We start from the raw sequence: 25,672 nt of genomic DNA on the forward strand, positions 1-25,672 counted from the left end.
GCCCGCGACATGATGGCCGGGCCCGCCGGGCAGGGTTATTCGCTGGGTGCGACCCATTCACGTGCGGCGCGCAGCCGGCGCATGGATTCTTCCCGGCCGAGCAGTTCCATGGATTCGTAGAGGGGTGGGCTGATATGCGATCCGGTGACCGCGACCCGTACCGGCGCGAACGCTTTTCTGGGTTTCAGCTCGAGCCGCTCGATAAGTGCCGTCTTCAGCGCTTCTTCTATTTCGGCGGCGGTCCATGTGGCGAGTGGTTCGAGTGCGTCGACGGTCGCGTCCAGAACCGGCCGGCTGCCTTCGCCGAGGTTTTTCTTTCCGGCTGCCGGGTCGATTGCGAAGTCGGCGGCGGGGGCGAACAGGAATCGGAGCAGATCCCAGGCGTCGGCGAGTACCACTATTCGGGTCTGAACGAGTTCGGCGGCTTCGGCGAATACTTTTTCGTCGATTTCTTCACCGATATATCCGTGCCGGACGAAGTATTCGTGCAACCGTCCAGCGAAATCGGCGGGGGCGAGCATCCGGATATGTTCGGCGTTGATCGCGTCGGCTTTTTTCTGGTCGAAGCGGGCCGGGTTCGAGTTGACTTTGGAGATGTCGAAGGCGGCGATCATCTCGTCCAAGGTGAACACATCGTGGTCGTCGGCAATGCTCCAGCCGAGCAGTGCTAGATAATTCAGCAAACCTTCGGGGACGAAGCCGCGGTCGCGGTGCAGGAACAGGTTGGATTCGGGGTCGCGTTTGGAGAGTTTCTTGTTGCCCTGCCCCATCACGAAGGGCAGGTGACCGAATTCCGGGGTGAAATCGGTGACGCCGATACGCCGCAGCGCCGCATAGAGGGCGAGCTGGCGCGGAGTGGAGGACAGCAGGTCTTCGCCGCGCAACACGTGGGTGATTCGCTGGGTCGCGTCGTCGACCGGGTTGACCAGCGTGTAGAGCGGGTCGCCGGTGCCGCGGGTGAGCGCGAAATCGGGGACGGTGCCCGCTTTGAAGGTGGTCTCGCCGCGTACGAGATCGTTCCATGTGAGATCGATATCGGGCATACGCAGCCGGACCACGGCACCGCGACCGGCGGCTTTGTATTCGGCGATCTGTTCGGGCGTGAGGTCGCGGTCGTAATTATCGTAGCCGAGTTTCGGATCACGTCCGGCCGCACGGTGACGTTCTTCGACTTCTGCTGGCGTGGAAAAGGATTCGTAGGCTTCACCGGCTTCCAGCAGTTTCCGCACCACGTCGAGGTGGATATCGCGGCGCTGCGATTGCCGGTACGGCGCATAGGGGCCGCCGATTTCGGGGCCCTCGTCCCATTCGAGGCCGAGCCAGCGCAATGCGTCCAAGAGCGCCAGATACGATTCCTCGGAATCCCGTGCGGCATCGGTGTCTTCGATTCGGAAGACGAAGGTTCCGCCGTGATGTTTGGCGTAGGCCCAGTTGAACAGCGCGGTGCGGATGAGCCCGACATGCGGTGTTCCGGTGGGCGACGGGCAGAAACGGACCCGTACGTTTGTCATGTCTCTCTTTCGTTCAGCGTTTGGCGGCAACAGGATTGGTGAGTGTTCCGATTCCGGCGACGGTCACCGAGACGCTCTGACCGTCTTTCATCGGGCCGACACCTTCGGGTGTGCCGGTGAGGATCACGTCACCGGGCAGCAGGGTCATCACCCGGGTCACCCATTCGATGATTTCCGGAATATCGTGCAGCAGTAGCGATGTGGTGCTGCGCTGCTTCACTTCGCCGTCGAGTTCGGTGGTGAGCTCGAGGTCGGCCGGATCCAGTTCCGTTTCGATCCAGGGGCCGAGCGGGCAGAAGGTGTCGTACCCCTTGGCCCGCGTCCATTGTCCGTCCTGGGCCTGCTGATCGCGGGCGGTGACGTCGTTGGCGACGGTGTAGCCGAGGATCACGTCCTTGGCGCGGGCCGCGGCGACGTCCTTGCAGGGGCGCCCGATCACGACCGCCAGCTCGCCTTCGAAGTCGACCCGGGAGGAGTTGGGCGGCAGCTGGATGGGCACGTTCGGCCCGATGATGGAGGTGTTGGGTTTGATGAAGATCACCGGTTCCTCCGGTGCCTGTCCTCCGAATTCGGCGGCGTGCGCCGCGTAGTTCTTGCCGATGCAGATCACCTTGCTGGCCAGGATGGGGGCGAGCAGGCGGATATCGGCCAGCGGCCAGCTACGGCCGGTGAACGTCGGAGTACCGAATGGGTGTTCGGCGATTTCTTTGGCGGTCTCGCCGTCGATGGCGACGAAAGCGACCCCGTCGGGGCTGGCAACTCGACCTAGACGCATGCCCGAAGTCTATCCAGCCGGGTTCACCAGCCCGAATGCGCCCGACCGGTCGGCATGTGGGCCGGTGAAAAGCGTGACACCGCCTGGTACAACCGCACCCGGCAGGTGTACGGTGACCGAGAGTTCAGGATTTGAGAAGCACTTCCCATATATTGAGATGTGCTGCTGTATTCCGAGATGGGGAACTATGGCACACAGTTCACCGGCGGCCGCCCGAGCCGCCGAGCCGGGACGCCGGCCGCGACCGGTCTCCCCCGCACGCCGCTGGCTCATGCTCGCCCTCGGGGTGTTCGCCCAGACCGCGAGCGCGATCTTCGTCCACGGCGTCCCATTCCTGCTGCCGGCACTCACCGCGGGCGGTATGCCGCTGCCGACGGCCGGTCTGCTGGTCGCGCTGCCGACGGTGGGACTGTGCTGCACCCTCATCGCCTGGGGCTACCTGGTGGACCGGCTCGGTGAACGCATCGCACTGGTGGCCGGACCGCTGATCATGTGCGCCGCCGGTACCGCGGCCGCCTTCACGACGAGCTATCCCCTCCTCGGAGTGCTGTTGTTCCTCGGCGGTATGGGCGCCGCCAGTACCAACGGTGCCAGCGGCCGGGTGATCGTCGGCTGGTTCCCGCCCGAACGGCGCGGCCTGGCGATGGGTATCCGGCAGACCGGTCAGCCGATCGGGGTGGGTATCGGCGCGCTGTCCATTCCGCTGGTCGCCGACAGTGCCGGGGTCGCTCCGGCGTTGTTCGTGCCGGCGGTCCTCGCGAGTCTGGCGGCCGTGGGCTGTCTGCTCGGCATAGTCGACCCGCCCCGCCCGTCACGCGCGGAGTCCACCGGCGCCAACCCGTACCGCGCCGGTGGCACTCTCTGGCGTATCCACGGAGTGTCCATCCTGCTGGTCATCCCGCAGGGCACTGTCTGGACCTTCGCACTGTTGTGGTTGCACCGCGATATCGGATGGTCGCTGGCCGCCGCCGGCGCCCTCGTCACCGGCACGCAGGTACTCGGCGCGCTGGGCCGGATCGGTGCGGGCGCCTGGTCCGACCGCGTCGGCAGCCGGATGCGCCCACTGCGCCTGATCGCTGTCGCCGCGGTCGCCACCATGGCACTACTGGCCTTGACCGCCTGGACCGAATGGTGGTGGGCTGCCATACCGCTGATGGTGATCGCCTCGGTGGTCTCGGTGTCCGACAACGGGTTGGCCTTCACCGCCATCGCGGAACTCGCCGGTCCTTATTGGAGCGGTCGCGGCCTCGGTATCCAGAACACCGGCCAGAACCTGATGATCGCTGCCGTACCGCCGGTCTTCGGCGGCCTGATCACCGCTTCCGGATTCCCCGCAGCCTATTTGGCGGCGGCGGTCTTGGCCGCGGCAGCCGTCCCGCTGGTGCCATCGAGTTCGGAGAATTTCCCGAAGTAGGCGGACCGCTGCCCACCGAAAAGCACGTCGGCGACCACTACGCGAGAGGGCGCAGTCGGCCAGGCGGGTTCCGGTTGCTCCCACAGGTCGGCAGGTCCGCAGAGCAGGAACCCGGACGGCTGTCCGAACCGCTCAGATATCGACGAGAACCGCAGGGTCGAAACTCACTCGGATCGTCGAATCGACCTCGACGTCGGCAGCGAATTCACTACCTTCGACAACGACGGGACCCCACCGGTAGGTACTTCCGTCCAGAATTCCACGGTGAACACGAACCTTCGACTGGTGCTCGACTATCCAGTACTGCGGAATACCCAGCGCCGCATACTCACTCACCTTCCGAACCCTGTCGGTGCGCTCGCTACCGCTGCCGGGTGAGACCACCTCGACCACCAGCAGGAGATCGATACCGGGGATGAGTTTCGGCGATCCGTCCGAGATCACAGACCGCGCGATATCGTAGGGGACCACGGCGATATCCGGCTTCCGAACACCCGCCGGTGTGCTGATCTCCCACTCTCCCCCATCGCAAACGATCACGGGGGCTTCGCCGAACGCACCCTCGATGATCCGGGACAGCCTGCGCGCGATCCAGTTGTGCCGTGCCCCCGCTGCCACCTCGACCAACCACCCGTCTTCGAGTTCGAACCCCTTACCGTCTTCCGGCAAGTCGTATAGATCCAGCACTGTGTACGGGCCGAAGCCTGCGTCACAGGTGGCATGCCACGCGGTCATGCTGCCTCCAAGTGCTCGGGCCGTCCATCGGGGATACGCCCAGGTACCCCCGATAGTATCGGAGACGCACAGCGATTTCGTTGCCGAAAAGTACGAAACTTCCAGGTCAGACCGCTGCGGCGATCCGGTCGCCGATCTCGGTGGTGGAGGCGGTGCCGGTGCGACCCGACAGATCCTTGGCGACCGCGTCCTGGATGCGGGCAGCGGCCGCGGTTTCGCCCTTGTGCTCCAGCAGCAGACCCACCGAGAGGATGGCGGCGGTCGGGTCGGCCTTGGACTGGCCGGCAATATCGGGGGCGCTGCCGTGGACCGGTTCGAACATGCTCGGGTTGGTGCCGGTGGCGTCGATATTGCCGCTGGCGGCCAGGCCGATACCACCGCTCACCGCGGCGGCGAGATCGGTGATGATATCGCCGAAGAGGTTGTCGGTGACGATCACGTCGAAGCGGGCGGGATCGTTGACCATATGGATGGTGGCGGCGTCGATGTGCTGGTAGGCGACCTCGACTTCGGGGAACTCGGCGCCCACCGCGTCCACCGTGCGCTGCCACAGCGAACCGGCGAAGGCCAGCACGTTGGTCTTGTGCACGAGGGTGAGGTGCTTGCGCCGGGTCTGCGCCTTGGCGAAGGCGTAGCGGACGACGCGTTCGACGCCGAACCGGGTGTTGGTGCTGACCTCGGTCGCGACCTCGTGCGGGGTGTCGACGCGGATAGCGCCACCGGTGCCGGTGTAGGGGCCCTCGGTGCCCTCGCGCACGACCACGAAGTCGATCTCCGGGCTCCCGGCGAGCGGGCTGCCGACGCCCGGGTACAGCTTGGAGGGCCGCAGGTTGACGTGGTGGTCGAGCGCGAATCGGGTGCGCAGCAGCAGGCCCCGTTCGAGGAGGCCGCTGGGTACGGACGGGTCGCCGATCGCGCCGAGCAGGATCGCGTCGTGCTGTTTCAGTTCCGGCAGCACCGATTCCGGCAGGATCTCGCCGGTGGCGTGGTAGCGCTTGGCACCGAGATCGTATTCGGTGCGTTCGACGCCGGATAGTACCACATCGAGCACTTTGAGCGCCTCGGCGACGACCTCCGGGCCGATACCGTCACCGGGGATCACGGCGAGCTTCATGACAACCACGCTTTCTGGATACGACGTGCCGCGAGCGGTCGCGGCCGGCGGGCCGGGTGGCCGCCGCTGGGACAGTGATTCTGCGCCGTACGCCCGGGTAGGTGACACCCGGGCGGATTCACACGACGCTGTGCGCCTTACCTCGATGTGGGCGAGTCCGGGCCAGAGTGGGTACCGGAGCGTCACCACCCAGGGCCCTCACCCCATCGGACACCGCATGAGCGAACCGGAGCCGGCGGCGACAGCCCTGCCTGGACACGCAGGCCCTCGCCTTCGCCCATCGAACACCGCGGCGGCGCACCGCTACATCAGAACAGGTCGACCAGCGCGACCTTGCCGGCGCCCACGGCGGCCGCGATTTCGGCCCGCACCGATTCGGGGACCTCCTTGTTGACCCGCAACACCACGGTGGCGCCTTCCTTGTTGGCGTCCTGGGTGAGCTGGGCGGCGAGGATATCGATCTCGGCGGCGCCCAGGGCGGTCCCGACCTTGCCCAGTGCGCCCGGCTGATCCTCGTAGTTGAGGACGGCCAGGTTGATGCCCTCGGCGCGCATATCGTAGTTGCGGCCGTTGATGTTGACGATCTTCTCGACCTGGGCCGGTTCGGTGAGCGCGCCGGCAACATTGATGGTGCGTCCGTCACCGAAGACCGCACGCAGATCCACCAGGCTGCGGTGGCTGGGGCTTTCGGTGACCGTGGTGACCTCCGCGCTGATCCCGCGGTCCTGCGCGAGCGCCGGGGCGTTGACGAAGGTGACCTGATCGTCGACGTGAGCGGAGAACACACCGCGCAGCGCGGCCAGTTGCAGCACCTCGACCTCCGAGGCGGCCAGCTCACCGCGGACCTGCACCTCGAGGCTCACCGGCAGTTCGTCGGCCAGCGCACCCAGCAGCGCACCCTGTTTGCGGACCAGGTCCAGCCAGGGCGCCACTTCGTCGCCGACGACGCCGCCGGTGACGTTCACCGCGCCGGGTACGAACTCGCCGGCCAGGGCCAGCAGTACGGATTTCGCCACATCGGTACCGGCCCGGTCCTGCGCTTCGCTGGTGGAGGCACCCAGATGCGGGGTCACCACGACCTGCGGCAGTTCGAACAGCGGGCTGTCGGTGCAGGGCTCGGTTTCGTACACATCGATACCGGCGGCCCGCACATGGCCGGACTTGATGGCCTCGGCCAACGCGGCCTCGTCCACCAGGCCACCGCGCGCGGCGTTGACGATGATCACACCCGGCTTGGTCTTGGCGATCGATTCCTTGCCGAGCAGGCCCTTGGTCTCCGGGGTCTTCGGCAAGTGGATGGAGATGAGATCGGCGCGCTCCAGCACCTCGTCCAGGGTGAGCAGTTCGATCCCGAGCTGGGCAGCACGCGCCGGGGAGACGTAGGGGTCGTAGGCGACGACCTTGGTTTCGAAGGCGGCGAGGCGCGCGGCGAACAGCTGCCCGATCCGGCCGAGCCCGATCACGCCGACCGTTTTGCCGAAGATCTCCACGCCGTTGAAGCTGCTGCGCTTCCAGGTGTGCTCACGCAGGGTGGCGTCGGCGGCCGGGATCTGGCGGGCCGCGCTCAACATCAGCGTGACGGCATGTTCGGCGGCGGTGTGGATATTGGAGGTGGGCGCGTTGACGACCATGACACCGCGTTCGGTGGCGGCGGGGACGTCGACATTGTCCAGGCCGACCCCGGCCCGGGCGACGATTTTCAGGTTCTTGCCGGCCTCGAGGACTTCGGCGTCGACGGTGGTGGCGGACCGCACGAGCAGCGCGTCGGCCTCCGGCACCGCCGCCAGCAGGGCGGGCCGGTCCGGGCCGTCGACCCATCGGACCTCGACACCGTCACCGAGCGCATCGACGGTCGACTGGGCGAGCTTGTCGGCGATCAGAACTACAGGACGGCCTGCTTGGCTCACGGTGGGGTTCTCCTGGATGAGGGGGACGGCCAGTTGACGCGGCCAAGCTTAGTTCCAGCGGATCGGGCGGTGTCCCGCCCCCTCGTGGTCACCGCCCACGTACCCGCCACAACCAGCACCGAGTGCGGTGGACGGGTGGGCGGAATCACGCTCTCCGGGTTCTCGAGGCGGTTGTGCAAGGGTCGCCCCGAGTTCTTGTATGGACGTGTTCTCTCGCGGCGGAAGTACTCGCAGACCGGGCTCGCGAGCCGGGAGGACGGGCGCAATCAACCTTCAGCACCTGCAGGAGTGATCGCGGCCGGAAGCGGCGCGACTGTGCAGCGCATTCGGAGACCGGGATACGGCCGGGGATCACGCGGGGGCAGTTTCCGGGCCGGAGACGTAGTGCCCCTAAAAGACGGAGGGGCCCCGCACCGTGTGGTGCGGGGCCCTGTCATTTCGTCACATCACTTAGATGGAGCGAACATCCTGAGCCTGCGGACCCTTCTGGCCCTGCCCGATCTCGAACTCCACCCGCTGTCCCTCTTCGAGGGTCCGGAAGCCGGAGCCGGCGACTGCCGAGTAATGCACGAAGACGTCAGGTCCGCCCCCGTCTTGCGCGATAAAGCCGAAGCCCTTCTCGCTGTTGAACCACTTCACGCTGCCTTGAGCCATGTTACTTACTTCATACTTTCTGTTGCGAGCCAGCCGGATCTCGGTCGATCCGCCTGATCTCTATGACAACGATGCCATGTCGCGGGAAGTTCCGGCACCTCGAAAACCGCTCATTGTGAGGCAGAACGCGGTGATATCGCGCACGATATGACCAGCACGGTGGCGCTCGTCTCCCCATTCCTGCGGAACCCGGGGTCGTCCCGGGGAAACCCCGTAGTTCCAAGGGATGATTTCCGCGAAAATCGGTGACATACCGGCACGGATTGCGCGAGGGTGAGGGCTCTATCGCCGATTCGGCGCGGATTCCCTTGCCGCGCCACGGCTGGAGTTCGAGAGGATACGAAGTGTTCCGCACGAAACGAACGTTCACGGCCCGCCGGGTCGTCATCGCGGGCGCCATTGCCCTACTGCCCATGGCGGCGCTCGCCGCCCCCGCCGCAGCAGCTCCCGCGGCCCCCGCCCCCGGATATACCGAAGTCGACCGGGACCATCATCGGGATCGCGACCGGCACTGGGATCGCGACCGGCACTGGGATCGGGATCGCGACCGGCACCGGGACCGCGACCGGCACTGGGACCGCGACCACCATCGTGACCGGCACTGGGACCGCGGCCATCATCACGGCTGGGACGATCCGGCGGACTGGTTCCGCCATATTCTGCGCGGAACATTCGGCAGCAGCTGAGCGCGGACGGGCCCGCATTCCGAATTCGCCGGGATGCGGGCCCGGATTTTCTTCTCCGCAGCGAGGGAACGAGACGGCGATATCCCGATCGGATTCACCGTTCTCGCGCCCGGACACGCTGGTGCGCAGTACCTTCGAAAATACCGGGCCTGGTTCACGCGCCACGGTTACGCCCAGAGCGTAATCGGTGTCGACCGCCACGGCCGCGAATCTAGGCTCGACCCATGACCGAGCCGCGCAGATTGATCGCAATCCCCGGTGGCAAGGACGAGCCACCGCGCCGGCAGCCCGCCGAGGAACCCGAACCATTGTGGCGCGAGGTGCTCGGCAGCCGGTTACGCGCCCTGCGCACCGATCAGCGTGAAACCCTCGCGGAAACCGCGCAGCGGGCCGGGATCTCGCCGCAATATCTTTCCGAGGTCGAACGCGGCCGCAAGGAACCCTCGAGCGAGATGATCGCCGCATTGGCCGGCGCCCTCGGCACATCCCTCGGTGCACTCACCGAACAGGTCGCCCACGAACTCCGCTTCCGGCGGCGCCCCGCCGCCGAGCGGCCCGGCGCCGCGCAGGTGCCTGTGTTGCGCGCCGCCTGACCCCGATCACCACCGCCGGCGACGCAACCGGCGCGATCCGAGACGGCTGTGCCGACGCCCGGCCGAACGGGCCGGTTCCGCGAGAGCGGCGATCCGGGTGTGCTGCTCGATCGGCCGGTAATGGGAACGGAGAAACGGGCCGACGCCGGCACAAGTTCCTGATGGGCGGCGGCCTCGCGAACCGCGTCGGCGACGGCAGCGAAATCCTTGCGCAGGATCTTGGAGTGGTTGCCGGCAACCTCGGCGCTGATCGTGATATCGGTATCGCTCACCGCCGGCGCGGTGCCGTCGACCGGACCATGCGGCGCCGAGCCGAGGTGGTCGACGCGGCACCGCTTCCAGCCGCGCCGTGGTCACGTCCGTGGCGACAAAACGGTGTCGGCGAGGCCGTAGTCGACGGCGGCAGATGCGGTGAAGACACGGTCACGGTCGGTATCGCGCCGGAGCTGTTCGGCCGACTGCCCGGTGTGCCGGGACAGGATCGACTCGATCTCGGCGCGCATCCGGACCAATTCGTCGGCCTGCAGGATCAGGTCCGGAATGGCGCCTTGTCCGCGAGCAGCCGGCTGATGCAGGACCGCCCGGGCATGCGGGAGCATCGCGCGATGCCCGGGAGCGCCGCCGGCCAGTAGGACCGCGCCGACCGCGATGGCCTGCCCGACACAGGTGGTGTGCACGGGGGCGCCGATGTGCTGGATGGTGTCGTAGACCGCCAGCATCGACGACAGGTCGCCGCCTTCGCAGTTGATATAGAACTCGATCGGCTGACCGGGGCTTTCGGACTCCAGATGCAGTAGCTGCGCGATGAGCGCGTTGGCGACACCGGAGTCGATGGGCGTACCGAGGTAGACGATCCGCTCGGCCAGTAGATGGGAATAGATATCGGTGATGCGCTCGCCACGCGGATGCTGGGCGATCACATTCGGAATCGTGTAGGTACTCATCGGTTGTCCCCTTCGTATCCGGGTCGATAGATTTCCGGGCGCTGCCTGCTCATGCGTTCTCCACCGGGCCCGGCCGGGAACCGTTCTCGCGGTGCCGCGCTGCTGTCGCCGGCGGGACCGCGGTCACGCTGCTTCCACGATGCAGGACCGGGCACGCTCCGTAGTGACGCAGGCTGCCGCCGGGCAGCGCCGACCACGTTGCGCCTCCGATGCGCAACCGCTGCCGTGCCCGATGTCATGCGGAAATTCCCACCCGCTGACGCGGCGGGACGACCTGACCGAATTCGCCGACGATATGGTCGATGAACCCGTATTCCTTGGCCTGGGTGGCGCTGAACCAGCGATCGTGCAGGGAATCCTCGTAGATCTGGTCGTAGGGCTGACCGGTGTCTTCGGCGATGAGGCCGAGCACGGTTTCCACGGTGTAGCGCAGATCGTCGGCCTGGACTTCGACGTCGACCGCGGTGCCGCCGATTCCGGCCGACCCCTGATGCATCAGGATGCGGGCGTGCGGGAGCGCGAAACGTTTTCCGGGGGTTCCGGAGGAGAGCAGGAACTGTCCCGCACTGCATGCCAGGCCGAGCGCGAGGGTGGAGACGGGGCAGGGCACGAGGCGCATGACGTCGCGGATGGCGAGCATGGCCGGTACCGATCCACCCGGTGAATGGATCCAGAGGGAGATCCCTGCGTCGGCGTCCTCGGCGGCGAGGGTGAGCAGCTGGGTGGCCAGCAGGGTGCCGTTGTCGTCGTCGAGTGGGCCGTCGAGAACGAGAATGCGGCGGGACAGCAGTTGTTCGCGGGCGCGCCAGCCGAACAGCGGGGATTTGTCGTCGTGAGCCATGTTTTCACGGTGCCCGACCTGTGCGGGAACCGGAACCGCACGCTGCTGTGAGCGGATCTGCTCTCAGCAGTTGACGGCCGGAAACACCGGATGAGCAGGCGGCGGCCTACGCAACCACGGAAGGCGCCCGGGCGCTCGGAGAGGAAACGGATACCGAGGTTTCACGCTGGGATACGTCACGGCAACACAGTGTCCTTAGCGTAATTCCTCGTATACGCCGCTGTATACAGCGAGCCGATAGCGAGTCAGCGGGCCTGACCTTTTCCGGAGTGGAGGCCGAACGGTCATGAATGCAGCCAGAACCGAAGAACCCACGAGTGCTGCGGCGATGCGCCGGAGGGGAGGGAGCCGGCGGCGCACACTGCTCGCCCTGCCGGTCGCCCTCTGTGTTACCGCACTGGCCGCCACCGCCTGTGGTAGCTCGGCCTCCGAGCAGGCCGGTGCGAGTGCCCAATCCTGTGTCGACACCTCGGGCCCCACGATCAAGGTGGGTTCGCTGAACTCGCTGTCGGGCACGATGGCCATCTCGGAGGTCACCGTCCGGGATTCCATCCGGCTCGCGGTCGATCAGATCAATGCCGCCGGTGGGGTGCTGGGCAAGCAGATCGAATTGGTGGGTGAGGACGGCGCTTCGGAGCCGACGGTTTTCGCGGAGAAGGCCGAGAAGCTGATCAGCAGTGATTGTGTCGCTGCGGTTTTCGGTGGCTGGACCTCGTCGAGCCGTAAGGCGATGCTCCCGGTTTTCGAGGACCGCAACGCGCTGCTGTACTACCCGGTGCAGTACGAGGGCTTGGAATCGTCGGAGAACATCTTCTACACCGGCGCGACCACCAACCAGCAGATCGTGCCGGCGCTGGACTATCTGAAGGGCCGCGGCGTGAAATCGCTGTACCTGGTGGGTAGCGATTATGTGTTCCCGCAGACGGCGAACCGAATCATCAAGGCGTACGCGGAGGCCAACGGAATCGAGATCAAAGGCGAGGATTACACCCCGCTCGGGTCGACCGATTTCTCGACCATCATCAACAAGGTGCGGGCCGCCGACGCGGACGCGGTGTTCAACACCCTCAACGGCGACTCCAATGTCGCGTTCTTCCGTGAGTACAAGAACGTCGGCCTGACAGCGCAGGATATGCCGGTGGTCTCGGTGTCGATCGCCGAGGAGGAGGTCGGTGGTATCGGCGTTCAGAACATCGCCGGCCAGCTCACCGCCTGGAACTACTACCAGACCGTCGACAACCCGGTGAACAACTCCTTCGTCCAGGATTACCAGGCGAAATACGGTGCCGACAAACCCACTTCGGATCCGATGGAGGCCGCCTACACCTCGGTCCACCTGTGGAAGAACACGGTGGAGAAGGCGCAGTCCTTCGCTGTCGAAGATGTGCAGAACGCGGCCGGCGGGGTGAGCTTCGAAGCGCCGGAAGGCACGGTCACGATCAACGGCGAGAACAACCACATCACCAAAACCGCCCGGATCGGCGAGATCCGGCCCGACGGCCTGATCTACAGCATCTGGGATTCCGGCGAGGCCATCGAACCCGACCCGTACCTGGCCGGCTACTCGTGGGCCGAGGGGCTCGGGGGCTGATCTGAATGGAAGCACTTGTCGGGCAGCTTTTCACCGGCCTGAGTCTGGGTTCCATTCTGCTGCTGGCGGCCCTCGGGTTGTCGCTGACCTTCGGGCAGATGGGCGTGATCAACATGGCCCACGGCGCGTTCATCATGGCGGGGTCCTATACCGCCTACACGGTGCAGACGTATCTGGTGTCGAACACCGATATCTCACTGATCGTGTCGCTGGTGGTCGGTTTCCTGGTCGGCGGTCTCATGGGTGCCCTCCTCGAGGTGACGCTGATCAAACGGATGTACGACCGGCCGCTGGACACCCTGCTGGTGACCTTCGGGGTGGGCCTGATCCTGCAGCAGGCGGCCCGGGATATCTTCGGTGCGCCCGCGGTCCGCGTGGTCTCCCCGGAATGGCTCGGTGGCGGGGTGGAGATCCTGGGGGCCGTGGTCCCCAAGACCCGGATCTTCATCATGCTGCTCGCGGTGCTGTGCGTAACGGCCATCGCGGTGACCATGAAGTACACCGCGATGGGCCGGCGTATCCGGGCCGTGGTGCAGCATCGTGATCTCGCCGAAACGAGCGGGATCTCCAGCCGCGGCACCGATATCACGACGTTCTTCCTCGGATCCGGCCTCGCCGGGGTGGCGGGTGTGGCGCTGACGCTGATCGGTTCCACCAGTTCCAATACCGGCGCCAACTATCTGGTCGACGCCTTCCTCGTGGTGGTGATCGGCGGTCTCGGGCAGATCCGGGGCGCAGTACTGGCCGCGGTGGCGCTGGGCCTGCTGAATTCGTTCATCGAATACAGCACCACCGCCTCGGTGGCGAAGGTGATCGTATTCGCCGTCATCGTGATCTTCCTGCAGGTCCGGCCGCAGGGACTGTTCATGATCCGGTCGAGGAGTCTGGTATGAGGGAATTCCTGACCACCCGCTGGAAGGTCTATTCGGGCTTCGCACTGGCCGCCGTCCTGTTGTTCGCGGTGGCGCCCGCGGTGCTCTCCGATTTCCGGCTCAACCTGCTCGGTAAGTTCCTGTGCTTCGGCATCGTCGCGGTCGGGATCGGTTTGGCCTGGGGCCGGGGCGGCATGCTCACCCTCGGCCAGGGGGTGTTCTTCGGGCTCGGCGCCTACATCATGGCGATGCATCTGAAGATCTCCGACGCCCGGCTGCGCGGTGACGAGGTACCCGATTTCATGCAGATCGCGGGGATCGGCGAGCTGCCGGCATACTGGGTTCCGTTCTCGTCGCCGGTGGTGACGATCCTGGGCATCCTGATCGTTCCGCCGCTGGTGGCGGTTCTGCTGGGACTGGGCGTGTTCAAACGCAAGGTCAAGGGCGCCTATTTCGCGATCCTGTCGCAGGCGCTGGCGGCGGCCTTCGCGATCCTGCTGGTGGGCCAGCAGTCCACCGGCGGCAGTAACGGGCTCAACCGGTTCCGCAGTTTCTTCGGGCTGGCGCTCAACGATCCGATCAACCGGCGGCTGCTGTTCTTCATCGCCGCGGGCACCCTGCTGGTGATCGTGGCGCTGACCCGGCAGCTGATGTACAGCCGGTACGGCGAACTGCTGGTCGCGGTGCGCGATCAGGAAGAGCGGGTGCGTTTCCTCGGCTACGACCCGGCCAACGTGAAGGTGGTCGCGTATGCGGTGGCCGCGCTGTTCGCCGGTATCGCCGGGGCATTGTTCGTACCGATCGTGGGGATCATCTCCCCCGCCGATATCGGGATCGTGCCGTCCATCGCGTTCCTCATCGGAGTCGCGATCGGTGGCCGCACGACGCTGCTGGGCCCGGTGCTGGGAGCGGTCGCGGTGGCCTGGGCGCAGACCAGTCTGTCGGAGAGCTTTCCCTCCGGCTGGGTGTATGCGCAGGGCATCCTCTTCATCGTCGTGGTCGGGTTCTTCCCGGCGGGCCTGGCCGGCCTGGTCACGCTGCTGCGGCGGCGGAAACGGGGTGCGGACGACGATCCGGCACCACCCGGGCCGGCGCCGCAACCCGCAGCCGCTACCCCGGTAGGAGTGCCGTCATGACTCAGGAAACGACCACCGCACCGGTCGCCGGTGGTAACGCCGGAATGCACAGCGATTACCTGGAGGTCCGGGGACTGAGCGTCGAATTCGACGGATTCAAGGCCGTATCGAACGTCGATCTGACCCTCTTCCAGGGTGATCTGCGGTTCCTCATCGGACCCAACGGCGCCGGAAAGACCACCATCATCGACGCGATCACCGGTTTGGTGCCGGCCACCGGGTCGGTGCAGAAATCCGGGGTCGAACTACTGGGCAGGAAGGTGCATCAGATCGCCCGGCTGGGTGTGGGCCGCACCTTCCAGACGGCGAGCGTGTTCGAGGAACTATCGGTCCTGCAGAACCTGGATATCGCCGCGGGGGCGGGCCGGTCGGTGTGGACCATGCTGCGCCGCCGCCCGGCCGAGGTTCCGGAATCGGTCGAGCGGGCGCTGGAAACGATCGGGCTCACCAAGCTGAGGAACAAACCCGCCGGAACGCTGGCCCACGGCCAGAAACAGTGGCTCGAGATCGGCATGCTGCTGGTTCAGGACGCCTCGGTGCTGTTGCTGGACGAACCCGTCGCCGGGATGAGCCAGGAGGAGCGGGAGGAAACCGGGAACCTGTTGCGCCGTATCGGTGGTGAACGCACAGTCGTCGTGGTCGAACACGATATGGATTTCATGCGCAACTTCGCGACGTCGGTGACGGTGCTGGCCCGCGGCGCGGTTCTCGCCGAGGGCTCGGTGGCCGAGGTGCAGGCCGATCCCGCGGTGCAGGAGGCCTACCTGGGCACCGCTGCCGTAGCCGAACGCACCGAACCGGTACCGGTAGCCCGAGGTCACCACGCGGGAGCATCGCCCGGGGCGGATCGGCACAGGCTGAGCGCGCCGGGCGGCGAAGCGGTAGCGGAGGGTCATGGCGCACCGGCCGCACCCGGCGAGATCGGGCACGCCCCGGATCGGGCAGCGGGGCATGAGCAGGCGGGGTCGACGTCCGGGCCCGATCGACAGGAAGGCTGACCGCGATGCTGGAACTCATCGACGTCCACGCCGGTTACGGCCGTACCGAAGTGGTGCACGGGGTCGGGATCGAGGTCCCGGGCGACGGTGTGGCCGCGATCATGGGCCACAACGGGGCCGGGAAGACGACCCTGCTACGTGCCGCGGTGGGTCTGGTGAAAACCGCGCGGGGCCGGATCCGCTTCGACGGTGCCGATATCACCTCGTTGCGCCCGAGTTCCCGGGTCGAACGTGGGCTCGCCTATGTCCCGCAGGGACAGCAGTGCTTCGGCCATCTCACCACCGCCGAGAATCTGCGCGTGGTGGCCGACGGCCGCAAACGGGGCGCGGCGTTGATCGACGAGCAGCTGGACCTGTTTCCGGCGCTGAAGGATCTGCTCGACCGCCGCGCCGGGCTGTTGTCCGGCGGGCAACGCCAGCAGCTGGCCATCGCCCGCGCACTCATCACCGAACCGCGCATGCTCATCCTCGACGAACCCACCGAGGGGATCCAGCCGTCGGTGGTGGCCGAGATCGAGAACACCATCACCGAGCTGGTGGGTCGCGGTGGGCTGGGGGTGCTACTGGTGGAACAGCACATCGGTTTCGCGCTGCGGGCGGCGAGCCGGTACTACGTGCTGGAGAGCGGCCGGGTCACCTCGACCGGAGAGGGTGGCACCGGTGCCGTCGACACCGTTCGCGCCGCCATGACTCTTTAGGCTGCGCGTCGTGACCGAACCACGAAGCAAACGCGAATCCCGTAGCGACACTGTGTACAAGGCGTTGCGCGACGAACTCATGGGCGGTGCGCTGGCACCGGACGAGCGGCTCGGCGAGGAACGGCTGGCCGACCGCTACGGTGTTTCCCGCACCCCCGTGCGGGAGGCGCTGGCCCGATTGCTGGCCGACGGTCTCGTCGAACGCCGTGACACCGGCCTGTTCCCGTACCGCCCCCGCCTGGACACCCTGGGCGACTACTACGAGTTGCGGATCACCCTGGAGGTGCAGGGCATCGCCCGCGTCCTCGACGATCCGGACCTGGGCCACGACCGGACCGTGCTCGGTCCGGAGATCGACCGATGGCGCGTCTTCCGCACCGCACCGCCGGAACCGGATGCCGGTTTCGTCGACGCCGACGAACAGTTCCACACCGTACTGCTGGAATCCTCGGGCAATCACGCGCTCACCGAGGCCCTGCGCACGGTGAACGCCCGGATCCGCCCGGTCCGGATGTTCGACTACCTGACCCCCGACCGCATGCTCGCCACCATCGACGAGCACATCGCCATCGGCGAAGCCGTCCTGGAGCGCGACCTCGCCACCGCCCGCGAGCAACTCCTCGCCCATATCGACCAATCCCGCCGCGTGGTGGCCGACCGAGCCGGTCAGGTACTCCAGCTGACCCGCCTGGCCCGCGCGACCAAGACCTGAATTCCCGGCTACTCCGGTAGCCGGCACTGTCCACGCCGAGAGGATCGACCGTGACCGAGACCGCCCCGCAGTTGTATACGCCACTGCATACGCCGCTGCCCGAATGTCTGCTGATCGCCAATCGCGGTGAGATCGCCTGCCGTATTCTGCGCACCGCGCGGCGGCTGGGAATCGATACGGTCGCGGTGTTCTCCGATGCCGACGAGGGTTCCCGGCATGTGCGGATGGCCGATCGCGCGGTCCGGCTGGGGCCCGCTCCGGCCGCGGAGTCCTATCTGCGCGCCCAGGCCGTTATCGAAGCGGCGTTGTCCAGTGGTGCGACGGCGATCCACCCCGGTTACGGGTTCCTTTCCGAGAACGCTGGATTCGCGTCCGAGGTCGAAGCAGCCGGTATCGCCTTCGTCGGGCCCGCCGCCGAACATCTGCGGCTCTTCGGCGATAAGCACAGCGCCCGCCAGGCCGCCGCGGCGGCGGGTGTGCCGCTGGTCGCCGGTAGCGGGTTGCTCGCGGGGCTCGACGAAGCGCTGGCCGAGGCCGACCGGATCGGCTATCCGGTGATGCTCAAGGCGGCCGGGGGCGGCGGCGGAATCGGAATGGCGGCCTGCGCCGGTCCCGCGGAACTCACCGAGACCTATCAGCGGGTGATCCGACTGGCGCAGAACAACTTCGGGTCGTCGGCGGTGTATCTGGAGCGATTCGTTGCCCGCGCCCGGCACGTGGAGGTACAGATCTTCGGTGACGGACGCGGTCGCGCGGTATCCCTGGGTACGCGCGACTGCAGTCTGCAGCGGCGCAACCAGAAGGTCATCGAGGAGGCACCGGCGCCCGGGCTCCCCTATACCGTGAGCCAACGGCTGCTCGAATCGAGCCGGAAGCTGCTCGGCGAGGTGGGCTACCGGTCTGCCGGGACTGTCGAGTTCATCTACGACGTGGATCGCGGTGCGGCGTCGTTCCTGGAGGTGAACACCCGTCTGCAAGTGGAGCATCCGGTCACCGAGGCCGTGACGGGCGTGGATCTGGTCGAGTGGATGCTACGCCTGGCGGGCGGAGATTCGGCCTTCCTCGACGAGGTTCCCGACGCCGGCCCACCCCTCACCGGCTTCGCCGTGGAAGCCCGCGTCTACGCGGAGGATCCCGGTAACGACTACCGCCCCGGCGCCGGCACACTCACCGGTGTCGAGATCCCCGGCGCGGACGCGCGGGTGGAGACCTGGGTCGAAACCGGCACCGAGATCAGCCCCTACTACGACCCGCTGATCGCCAAGATCATCACTTCGGGTGCGAGCCGCACCGAGGCCCTGCACCGGCTCCGCACAGCGCTCGACGAAACCCGCATGTTCGGTATCACCACCAACCTGCCCCAGTTGCGCGCCGCGGCCACCAGCTCGCCCATGCTCGACGCCCGGCACACCACCGCGACCCTCGGTAGCCTGGCCACGATCCGCCCCCGCCTGGAGATCCTGCGGGCCGGCGTCTCCACCACCATCCAGGACCATCCCGGCCGTCTCGGACTCTGGAACGTCGGCATCCCACCGTCGGGCGCCTTCGACGATCTGTCCTTCCAGCTCGCCAATCACGCCGTCGGCAATTCGCTCGGCGAGAACGGTCTCGAGGCGACGCTGCTCGGTCCGCGCCTGCGCTGCACCGACACCACGATCGTCTGTGTCACCGGCGCCGAAGCCCCGGTCACCGTGGACGGCGAACCCGCGCCCATGTGGGAACCGATCACCGTGCCCGCCGGTTCGGTTCTCGATATCGGCGCCCCCCACGACACCGGTCTGCGCACCTACCTCGCCGTCCGCGGCGGTATCCTCGCCCCCGATTATCACGGCAGCGCAGCGACTTTCACCCTCGGCGGATTCGGCGGTATCACCGGCCGCGCCGTCGCAAGTGGCGATATCCTCGGCATCAAACCCGACGCCGGCGGTCTACTCGATCCCGCGCCCATCCCCGCCGAGGACCGCCCCGAATTCGGCCACACCTGGTACGTCGGGGTCGGTGAAGGCCCCCAGCCCGCACCCGACTATTTCACCCCGGCCGATATCGCCCAGTTCTACGATGCCACCTGGCAGGTGCAAGCCCACGCCAACCGCACCGGGCTGCGCCTGGCCGGCCCGAAACCGGCCTGGTCGCGCACCGACGGCGGCGATGCCGGCCTGCATCCCTCGAATCTGCACGACTGCCCCTACAGTGTCGGCGCGCTCAACCTCTCCGGCGATACCCCGATCCTGCTCGGCCCCGACGGTCCCAGCCTGGGCGGTTTCGCCTGTCCCCTCACGGTGGTTTCCGCGCACCGCTGGAAACTGGGCCAGATGCGCCCCGGCGACCAGGTGCGTTTCGTGCCGGTCGCCGATGACCGGACCGCCGGTTTCCGCTCGTCACCGGCCCTGCGCGGCCGTAATGTATCCACCCCGGAACTCCTGGGCACCCGCGAGGAGGACAACGGTGTGCTCGGCCGCCGCGACGCCGGTACCGGGACCCCCGAGGTCAAGTACCTGCGCGGCGGAGACGACAACGTCCTCGTCGAATACGGCCCGATGGAACTCGACCTCGGCTTGCGTATGCGCGTGCACGCCCTGAGCGAACGCCTCGGACAGGCCTCCATCCCCGGTCTGATCGATATCACCCCGGGTGTGCGTTCCCTGCACCTGCATTTCGATGCCGACGTGATCGATCAGCGCACCGTGGTCCGGCTGCTCGGCGAACTCGAGGACGATATCCCCGATACCGCCGATCTCCGCGTCCCGAGCCGCCATATCGAACTGCCGCTCTCCTTCGACGATCCGGCCATCGTGCAGGCCATCGAACGCTACGGTCACGGCGTCCGGCCCGATGCCCCCTGGCTGCCGTCGAATATCGAATTCATCCGCCGCATCAACGGACTCGACAGTATCGACGAGGTCCGCGATCTCGTCTTCGACGCCCAGTACATGGTGCTCGGTCTCGGCGACGTCTACCTCGGCGCACCACTGGCCGTCCCGCTGGACCCCCGCCACCGCCTGGTGACCACCAAATACAACCCCGCCCGCACCTGGACCCCGGCCGACGCCGTCGGTATCGGCGGCAAATACCTGTGCGTCTACGGTATGGAATCCCCCGGCGGCTACCAGCTCATCGGCCGCACCCTCCCCATCTGGTCCGGTTACCGGCAGCGCGCCCCGTTCGAAACCGGTAAACCGTGGCTGTTCCGGTTCTTCGACCGCATCAGCTGGTATCCGGTCTCGGCCGAAGAACTTCTCGATCTGCGCGCCGATATGTCGGCGGGGCGTTTCGAGATGCGCACCGGCGCCGGCGAATTCGCGATGGCCGAACATCTCGAATTCCTGGCGGAGCACGCGGCCGATATCGCCGTCACCGAAGAGGTCCGGCAGGCCGCGTTCACCGCCGAACGACAGCGCTGGGAGGCCGCCGGCGAATTCGGCGCCCACGCCGAACCGGACCCGGATCCCGATACCGCCGATACCCTCGACCTCCCCGAAGACTGCGAAATCGTCACTGCTCCCATGATGGCGAACGTATGGCGGGTGGAAGTAGCCGAGGGAGATCGCGTCGAGGCCGGCGCGCCCCTGCTCGTGCTCGAAGCCATGAAGATGGAGCTGCCCGTGGTGGCGGAGGTCTCGGGAACTGTCCGCGCGATCACCGCCACCGCGGGCGACCAAGTGACCACCGGCGCGCCTCTGGTCGCCATCGAAACCGAAGGAGCGGCATGACCATGGAGAAACTACCGCTAGCCGGCGCGGCTGCCGGGGCATCCGCGGGAGTTCGCGCCGCCGACAGCGAACTTCCTGCCACCGGAGGGACTACCCGGGCCGAAGACCTGGCAACCACCGGCGTCGATGATGCGACCGGCGGTGCGGACGAAGCTGTCGACGGAGCCGGAAACTCCACCGGCGCGGCCGATACCATGTCGGCAACCGGCAGAGTCGCTGCCGCGTACCGGGCCATCGACGCACTCGACCGTCCCGAGATCTGGATCTCGTTACGCGGCGAGGCCGACGCCCTGGCCGAGGCCGCGGAAATCGACGCCCGCGTCGGCCATGGCGAGAAGCTGCCGCTCGCAGGGATTCTCTTGGCCGTCAAAGACAACATCGATATCGCCGGAACCCCCACTACCTGCGCGTGCCCCGGGTTCGCCCGCACCCCCGACCACACCGCACCCGCCGTAGCGCGGCTGGTCGAGCAGGGCGCGATCGTCCTGGGTAAAACCAACCTCGACCAGTTCGCCACCGGATTGGTCGGCACCCGCAGCCCTTACGGTGCCGTCCGCAACAGCCGATTCCCCGACCGGGTCTCCGGCGGCAGTAGCTCGGGCTCGGCGGTAGCGGTGGCCCTCGGCATCGTCGATGCCGCCCTGGGGACCGATACCGCCGGTTCGGGCCGCGTCCCGGCGGCGCTCAACGGCATCGTCGGAATCAAACCGACTCTCGGACTGATCCCCACGACCGGCGTGGTCCCCGCGTGCCCCGACTACGACGCTGTCACCGTCTTCGCCCGCGATCTGGCCCTCGCCACGAAGGTCGCGAACACCATGGTCGGCCCGGATCTCGCCGATCCCCGCTCCCGCCCGTGGCCCGCCGACACGCCCCTCGGCGCACCCTCGAGCACCGTCCTCGCCGTCCCGGCCGACGACAACCTGAAATCCCTGACCCCCGCCTACCGTGCCGCCTTCGACGCCACCGTCGACCGCTGGCGGGCCGGCGGCGGCGAGATCGCCACGGTGGATATCACCGAACTCCTCGACGCAGCCACACTCCTCTACGACGGCGCAATCGTAGCCCAGCGATATGCCGCTGTCGGCGAAATTCTCAGCGGCAACCCCGAAGGCGCCGACCCGGTGGTGTCGGCCATCATCACCGGCGGCGCGCGCCCAGCCGCGCATTCCTACGTCGCCGACCTCGACCATCTGACGCGCGCCGCGGCCACCGCCCGCCGTCTGTTCACCGAATACCCGGCCCTGTTGCTGCCCACCACCACCGAGCATCCGACCATCGAAGTGGTCGCGGCCGAGCCGATGACGATCAACAGCCGAATGGGCACGTTCACGAATTTCTGCAACCTCCTCGACCTGGCCGCGGTCGCGGTGCCGGGGGCGGACACCGCCGACGGTGATCCCTTCGGCGTCATGTTCGTCACCCCTGCCTTCGCCGATCAGGTCGGGATAGACCTCGCCGCCCGCCTCCTCGGCGAACCCTCCCCCCTTCTCACCGACACCGGCACCGACCTCCTCGTCGTCGGCGCCCACCTGCGCGGACTCCCCTTACATCACCAACTGGAACAAGCCCGCGCCCGTTTCGTCGGGGAGGTATACACCTCGGCGGCGTATCGGATGGTCGCACTCCCCGCCACCCCGCCGAAACCCGGGATGCTGCGCGTCGGGTCCGGCGGCCGATCCCTGCCCGGCGAACTGTATCGCCTGTCTCCTGCTGCCCTCGGCACGTTCCTGAGCAACCTGCCATCGCCCATGACGCTGGGCAAGGTCGAACTGGATTCCGGTGAATGGGTCACGGGTTTCGCCTGCGACTTCGAATCATCACGTGACGCAACGGATATCACCGAGTACAGGGGGTGGAAGAACTATCTGAACGCCGATCGGTGACCGCTGTCCCGCTCACCGTTTCGCAGTGACGGCGAATCGGCCCACCGTACCGATGAGGGGCGCGGCGGGCCTGCCGGTCACACAACCGGCCGCCACGCCGATCGCCTCGGTCGACGCAGCGGACCGTCCGGATACGCTGCGCCGACCGAGACGTCGTTCTGCCATTGCCACTCAGCCGACGTCCCGGCGCGCCCGAGACCGGTCTCCCGGTACCCGCAGCCGCCGATTCTGCGGACCGTTTCCCGCCGGCGGCTCACCCGACGCGCCGATCCCCTCCGGTAACCGAGGCGAGGAATTCGTCGGCCAGTCGGAAGAATTCGGCCGGCTGGTCGTAGGTGACGATATGTCCCGCATCGGGAATCGTGACCAACCGGCCGTCGGGCGCCGCCGCGGCGGCGGCAGCCAGTTCCGGGTGACCCACGAGCGGATCGTTCTCGCCGCGGATCCACAGGCTGGGCACCGCGAGCCTTTCGAGTTCGGTGAGATAGTCCAAGCGCATGCGCCGGGGGCCGTAGGCGTCGACCATCCAATCATCGAGCGCCGGTTCGCCGTATCGCGCTTTGGCCCGCGCTTCGGCGTGGACCAGTTCCAGAATGGCGTCGAAGTCGCGAGTGCCGGCCCCGGCGGTCAGGTTGGCGATCATCGAGCGCCGGACGGCTTCGGGGCTGCGGGCCAAATACTTGCTGGTGAGCTTCAGGACGCCCGGCGTTCGCAGCACCGCCCAGGTCGTGAACTGGGCCCGGCGTTTCGCACCTATCCCACCGGGCCCGATCGCGATCAGCGCGGATACCCGGCCGGGATTGCGTAGTGCGTAGCCGATTCCGATCCCCCCACCGAGGGACAACCCGGCGACGGCCGTGGGCGGCAGGTCGAGCCGGTCGAAGAGATCGTCGAGAAAACGATCGAAGAACTGCCGGTCCAGGCGGCCCGGCCACGGCCTGCTGGCGCCGTGCCGTGGGAGATCTATCGCGTGCACCTGGTATTTCGCGGCCATCCGGTGCGCAACATCGCGCCAAACCCCCTCGGCGGTGTCCATCATTCCGCCGTGCAGCAACAGCACCGGCGGTCCTTGTGCACCGGATCGGTAGTGCCGGACGGGGCCGCCGCCGATCATCAGGTCGGTGCAGCGTTCGAACGCGGAGGTCATTGCGGCTCCTCGAGTTGGGTGAGTTGATCCGACAGCTGATCGAGCAGCGTGAGCTGGGCCCGCCGGGCGGCGGGGGCGTCCACCGGACCGGTGCCGCGCAGGCCGGCGCCCATCAGGTGAGCGAAGAGCGCGACCGTATCCGTCAGCTCGTCGGCGGTTCCGGCTCCGAGCACGCCGGGTGCGTTGACCAGGCCGATGGTAAAAACACTCAGCATGCGGGTGATGGTGTCGCTCGCAACGTCGTTCGCGATCACTCCGGCGTGTTGGAGCTTTTCGATGTAGTCGGTCAGCCAGCCCATCCGGACGGAATAGCGGTGGTCACCGACCTCGCGAACGTGGTCGCCGAGGACCGAATCATCACCGAGGTACAGCGCTAGCATGAGCGGCTCCGACAGCAGCGCCTCCACACCGAACCGGTATACGGCGGGCAGGTCCACCAGATCTTCGGCGTCGACCACTCGCCGGTGCACCTGCGCAGTCATCCGCCGCATGCTGCGGTTGAGCACCGCGGCCAGGATTTCGTCCTTGCCGTCGAACTCGCGGTAGACCGCCCCTTTGCCGATTCCGGCGCGTTCCGCGATCTGCGCGACGGTGGTGTCGGGCCAGCCGGATTCGACGATCGACTCGGCGGCCGCGGCCAGGATCCTTGCCCGGCGATCAGGAACAAGCGGGCGTGGCATCCGCCCCCCCTTCGTAGTGACCAGTTTTTCAATGTTGGTCACTACAGTACCGCAACTTGCGCTTCACCCCAACACATCGGGGACCGCAGTGAACAGCTCGTAGCTGTGACCGTCCGGGTCTCGGACATAGATTCCGCGACCACCGGACAATCGGTTGAACCGCCGATCCCAGCCGTTTCCCGGACCGGACCCGTAGTCGACCGCGGGCCACTGCGCGAGCCGGGCGAGAACCGCGTCGAAGGTCGCGTCGTCCACGAGAAATGCGTAATGCCCCGGTTCGACGCGACCGCGGTCGTCGAAGTCGAGGGTCAGGTCGTCGTTCACGCGTACCGGGGCGAACGGGCCGGCGGGCGGCGATACCGAGAGACCCATCAGTTCGGCGAAAAATGCCGCCGAACCGACCTTGTCGGTTGCGGGGACGATCGTGTGATTCAGCACGATGAACATACAGGCTCCCTCCACAGATCGAATTGCATGCGTTACGCACACAAATATAAGTGCGTATCGCATACAATGTCGAGGTGCGTGACACTCCCGACCCCGCCGACGGCGGACCGGCACTCTTCCGCCTGGTCCGTTTCTGGTCCCGCCGCTGGACCGGCCGAGTTTTCGACGAACGAACCACCCCACCCTCGGACACCGGCCGCATCCAGCACATCCAGGTTCTCGAAGCCGTTGCCGCCGCCCGGCGCGTTCGCGAGGAAGCCACCGTCACCGATATCGCGACCCAGCTCGGTATCGATCACTCCGGCGCGAGCCGCATGGTCCGCGATGCCACCGCCGCCGGTTATCTCACCCGCGCCACCTCACCGCGGGACCGCCGTCGCGTAACCCTCGAACCCACAGAATCCGGCGTCCACCTCCTGGATGCGGCCCACGCCTGGCAACGCGATTGCTTCGACCGCCTCACCGCCAAGTGGCCCGCCGACGATCGTCACCGGTTCGCCACCTACCTCCGACGCCTCGCCGACGAAACCGCCACATAACCCGAGCCCGGCCCGAATCGAGGACACCGGACCGTCCGTTCCGGAGCGGCACCGCACCCACTTCCCGATCATTTTGAACGAT

General features: G+C 67.0%; 23 protein-coding genes. 12 read left to right on the top strand and 11 right to left on the bottom strand.

Translation table 11 applies throughout. From position 1 onward, the window contains the following. Window positions 1–35: 35 nt before the first annotated feature. On the bottom strand, window positions 36–1,511 hold the full coding sequence (gltX, locus tag NFL01S_RS12825) for a glutamate--tRNA ligase (protein ID WP_062974776.1): 1,476 nt from the start codon (window positions 1,509–1,511) through the stop codon (window positions 36–38). Window positions 1,512–1,524: 13 nt separating this feature from the next. Continuing rightward, window positions 1,525–2,286 carry a fumarylacetoacetate hydrolase family protein gene (locus NFL01S_RS12830; protein WP_062974777.1) on the bottom strand — a complete coding sequence of 254 codons (762 nt, stop codon included), beginning with the start codon at window positions 2,284–2,286 and terminating at the stop codon, window positions 1,525–1,527. A 187-nt stretch (window positions 2,287–2,473) separates the two neighbouring features. On the opposite strand from NFL01S_RS12830, the gene NFL01S_RS12835 reads away from it, so the two are divergent. After that, window positions 2,474–3,700 (top strand): MFS transporter, encoded by a 1,227-nt coding sequence (locus NFL01S_RS12835; RefSeq protein ID WP_210745093.1) that lies wholly within the window; start codon window positions 2,474–2,476, stop codon window positions 3,698–3,700. Between the two features lie 132 nt (window positions 3,701–3,832). Here the strand turns inward: NFL01S_RS12835 and NFL01S_RS12840 are convergent, their stop codons facing one another. The 4 genes from NFL01S_RS12840 to NFL01S_RS12855 all read right to left on the bottom strand — a co-directional run bounded on the left by NFL01S_RS12840 (window position 3,833) and on the right by NFL01S_RS12855 (window position 8,110). After that, entirely contained in the window at window positions 3,833–4,435 is a 603-nt protein-coding gene (locus tag NFL01S_RS12840) for a Uma2 family endonuclease (RefSeq protein ID WP_210745092.1), read from the bottom strand. 106 nt (window positions 4,436–4,541) lie between these two features. Further along, window positions 4,542–5,549 (bottom strand): 3-isopropylmalate dehydrogenase, encoded by a 1,008-nt coding sequence (locus NFL01S_RS12845; RefSeq protein WP_062974780.1) that lies wholly within the window; start codon window positions 5,547–5,549, stop codon window positions 4,542–4,544. 308 nt (window positions 5,550–5,857) lie between these two features. Next, window positions 5,858–7,456 carry a phosphoglycerate dehydrogenase gene (gene serA / locus NFL01S_RS12850; protein ID WP_062974782.1) on the bottom strand — a complete coding sequence of 533 codons (1,599 nt, stop codon included), beginning with the start codon at window positions 7,454–7,456 and terminating at the stop codon, window positions 5,858–5,860. A 450-nt stretch (window positions 7,457–7,906) separates the two neighbouring features. After that, a complete protein-coding gene (locus NFL01S_RS12855) occupies window positions 7,907–8,110 on the bottom strand; it encodes a cold-shock protein (RefSeq protein WP_033241329.1) in 204 nt (67 codons plus the stop codon). Between the two features lie 344 nt (window positions 8,111–8,454). Here NFL01S_RS12855 and NFL01S_RS36290 point away from each other — a divergent pair, with 344 nt between their 5' ends. Further along, window positions 8,455–8,796: a hypothetical protein gene (locus NFL01S_RS36290; protein ID WP_157116498.1), complete on the top strand. Its 342-nt coding sequence runs from the start codon at window positions 8,455–8,457 to the stop codon at window positions 8,794–8,796. Between the two features lie 224 nt (window positions 8,797–9,020). Next, window positions 9,021–9,389, top strand: coding sequence for a helix-turn-helix domain-containing protein (locus NFL01S_RS12865; protein WP_062974786.1), 369 nt, complete (start codon window positions 9,021–9,023; stop codon window positions 9,387–9,389). Window positions 9,390–9,742: 353 nt separating this feature from the next. Here the strand turns inward: NFL01S_RS12865 and NFL01S_RS12870 are convergent, their stop codons facing one another. Further along, window positions 9,743–10,333, bottom strand: a complete 591-nt coding sequence (locus NFL01S_RS12870; protein WP_062974788.1) for a ClpP family protease — start codon at window positions 10,331–10,333, stop codon at window positions 9,743–9,745. 235 nt (window positions 10,334–10,568) lie between these two features. Then, complete coding sequence (locus tag NFL01S_RS12875; protein ID WP_062974790.1) at window positions 10,569–11,174, bottom strand: ClpP family protease; 606 nt, start codon at window positions 11,172–11,174, stop codon at window positions 10,569–10,571. Window positions 11,175–11,502: 328 nt separating this feature from the next. Between NFL01S_RS12875 and urtA the strand changes: the two genes are divergently transcribed. From urtA to atzF, 8 genes are all read left to right on the top strand, one after another. Next, window positions 11,503–12,765 (top strand): urea ABC transporter substrate-binding protein, encoded by a 1,263-nt coding sequence (urtA, locus tag NFL01S_RS12880; protein ID WP_062974792.1) that lies wholly within the window; start codon window positions 11,503–11,505, stop codon window positions 12,763–12,765. A 5-nt stretch (window positions 12,766–12,770) separates the two neighbouring features. Continuing rightward, complete coding sequence (gene urtB / locus NFL01S_RS12885; protein WP_062974795.1) at window positions 12,771–13,658, top strand: urea ABC transporter permease subunit UrtB; 888 nt, start codon at window positions 12,771–12,773, stop codon at window positions 13,656–13,658. Further along, entirely contained in the window at window positions 13,655–14,773 is a 1,119-nt protein-coding gene (urtC, locus tag NFL01S_RS12890) for an urea ABC transporter permease subunit UrtC (RefSeq protein ID WP_062974797.1), read from the top strand. The genes urtB and urtC overlap by 4 nt, the downstream gene beginning before the upstream one ends. Continuing rightward, entirely contained in the window at window positions 14,770–15,771 is a 1,002-nt protein-coding gene (gene urtD, locus NFL01S_RS12895; RefSeq protein ID WP_084492639.1) for an urea ABC transporter ATP-binding protein UrtD, read from the top strand. Before urtC ends, urtD begins: the two co-directional genes overlap by 4 nt. Before the next feature lie 5 nt (window positions 15,772–15,776). Next, entirely contained in the window at window positions 15,777–16,469 is a 693-nt protein-coding gene (gene urtE, locus NFL01S_RS12900) for an urea ABC transporter ATP-binding subunit UrtE (RefSeq protein WP_062974799.1), read from the top strand. 10 nt (window positions 16,470–16,479) lie between these two features. Then, on the top strand, window positions 16,480–17,181 hold the full coding sequence (locus NFL01S_RS12905) for a GntR family transcriptional regulator (protein ID WP_280508630.1): 702 nt from the start codon (window positions 16,480–16,482) through the stop codon (window positions 17,179–17,181). Window positions 17,182–17,231: 50 nt separating this feature from the next. Further along, window positions 17,232–20,891, top strand: coding sequence for an urea carboxylase (gene uca / locus NFL01S_RS12910; protein ID WP_245670658.1), 3,660 nt, complete (start codon window positions 17,232–17,234; stop codon window positions 20,889–20,891). A gap of 194 nt (window positions 20,892–21,085) precedes the next feature. Further along, on the top strand, window positions 21,086–22,777 hold the full coding sequence (atzF, locus tag NFL01S_RS12915; protein WP_062974881.1) for an allophanate hydrolase: 1,692 nt from the start codon (window positions 21,086–21,088) through the stop codon (window positions 22,775–22,777). Window positions 22,778–23,030: 253 nt separating this feature from the next. Here atzF and NFL01S_RS12920 read toward each other — a convergent pair whose 3' ends face one another. From NFL01S_RS12920 to NFL01S_RS12930, 3 genes are read right to left on the bottom strand one after another with little or no spacing between them, the layout of a single operon-like run. Then, complete coding sequence (locus NFL01S_RS12920; RefSeq protein ID WP_062974801.1) at window positions 23,031–23,924, bottom strand: alpha/beta fold hydrolase; 894 nt, start codon at window positions 23,922–23,924, stop codon at window positions 23,031–23,033. After that, a complete protein-coding gene (locus NFL01S_RS12925) occupies window positions 23,921–24,646 on the bottom strand; it encodes a TetR/AcrR family transcriptional regulator (RefSeq protein WP_210745091.1) in 726 nt (241 codons plus the stop codon). The genes NFL01S_RS12920 and NFL01S_RS12925 overlap by 4 nt, the downstream gene beginning before the upstream one ends. 21 nt (window positions 24,647–24,667) lie before the next feature. Next, the gene (locus tag NFL01S_RS12930; protein WP_062974805.1) at window positions 24,668–25,051 is read right to left on the bottom strand and encodes a VOC family protein; all 384 of its coding nucleotides are present in this window, start codon (window positions 25,049–25,051) and stop codon (window positions 24,668–24,670) included. 74 nt (window positions 25,052–25,125) lie between these two features. On the opposite strand from NFL01S_RS12930, the gene NFL01S_RS12935 reads away from it, so the two are divergent. Further along, complete coding sequence (locus NFL01S_RS12935; RefSeq protein ID WP_062974883.1) at window positions 25,126–25,590, top strand: MarR family winged helix-turn-helix transcriptional regulator; 465 nt, start codon at window positions 25,126–25,128, stop codon at window positions 25,588–25,590. The last annotated feature ends 82 nt before the right edge of the window (window positions 25,591–25,672 follow it).

The sequence above is a fragment of the Nocardia flavorosea NBRC 108225 genome, assembly GCF_001613385.1.
GTDB classification, from domain to species: domain Bacteria; phylum Actinomycetota; class Actinomycetes; order Mycobacteriales; family Mycobacteriaceae; genus Nocardia; species Nocardia flavorosea.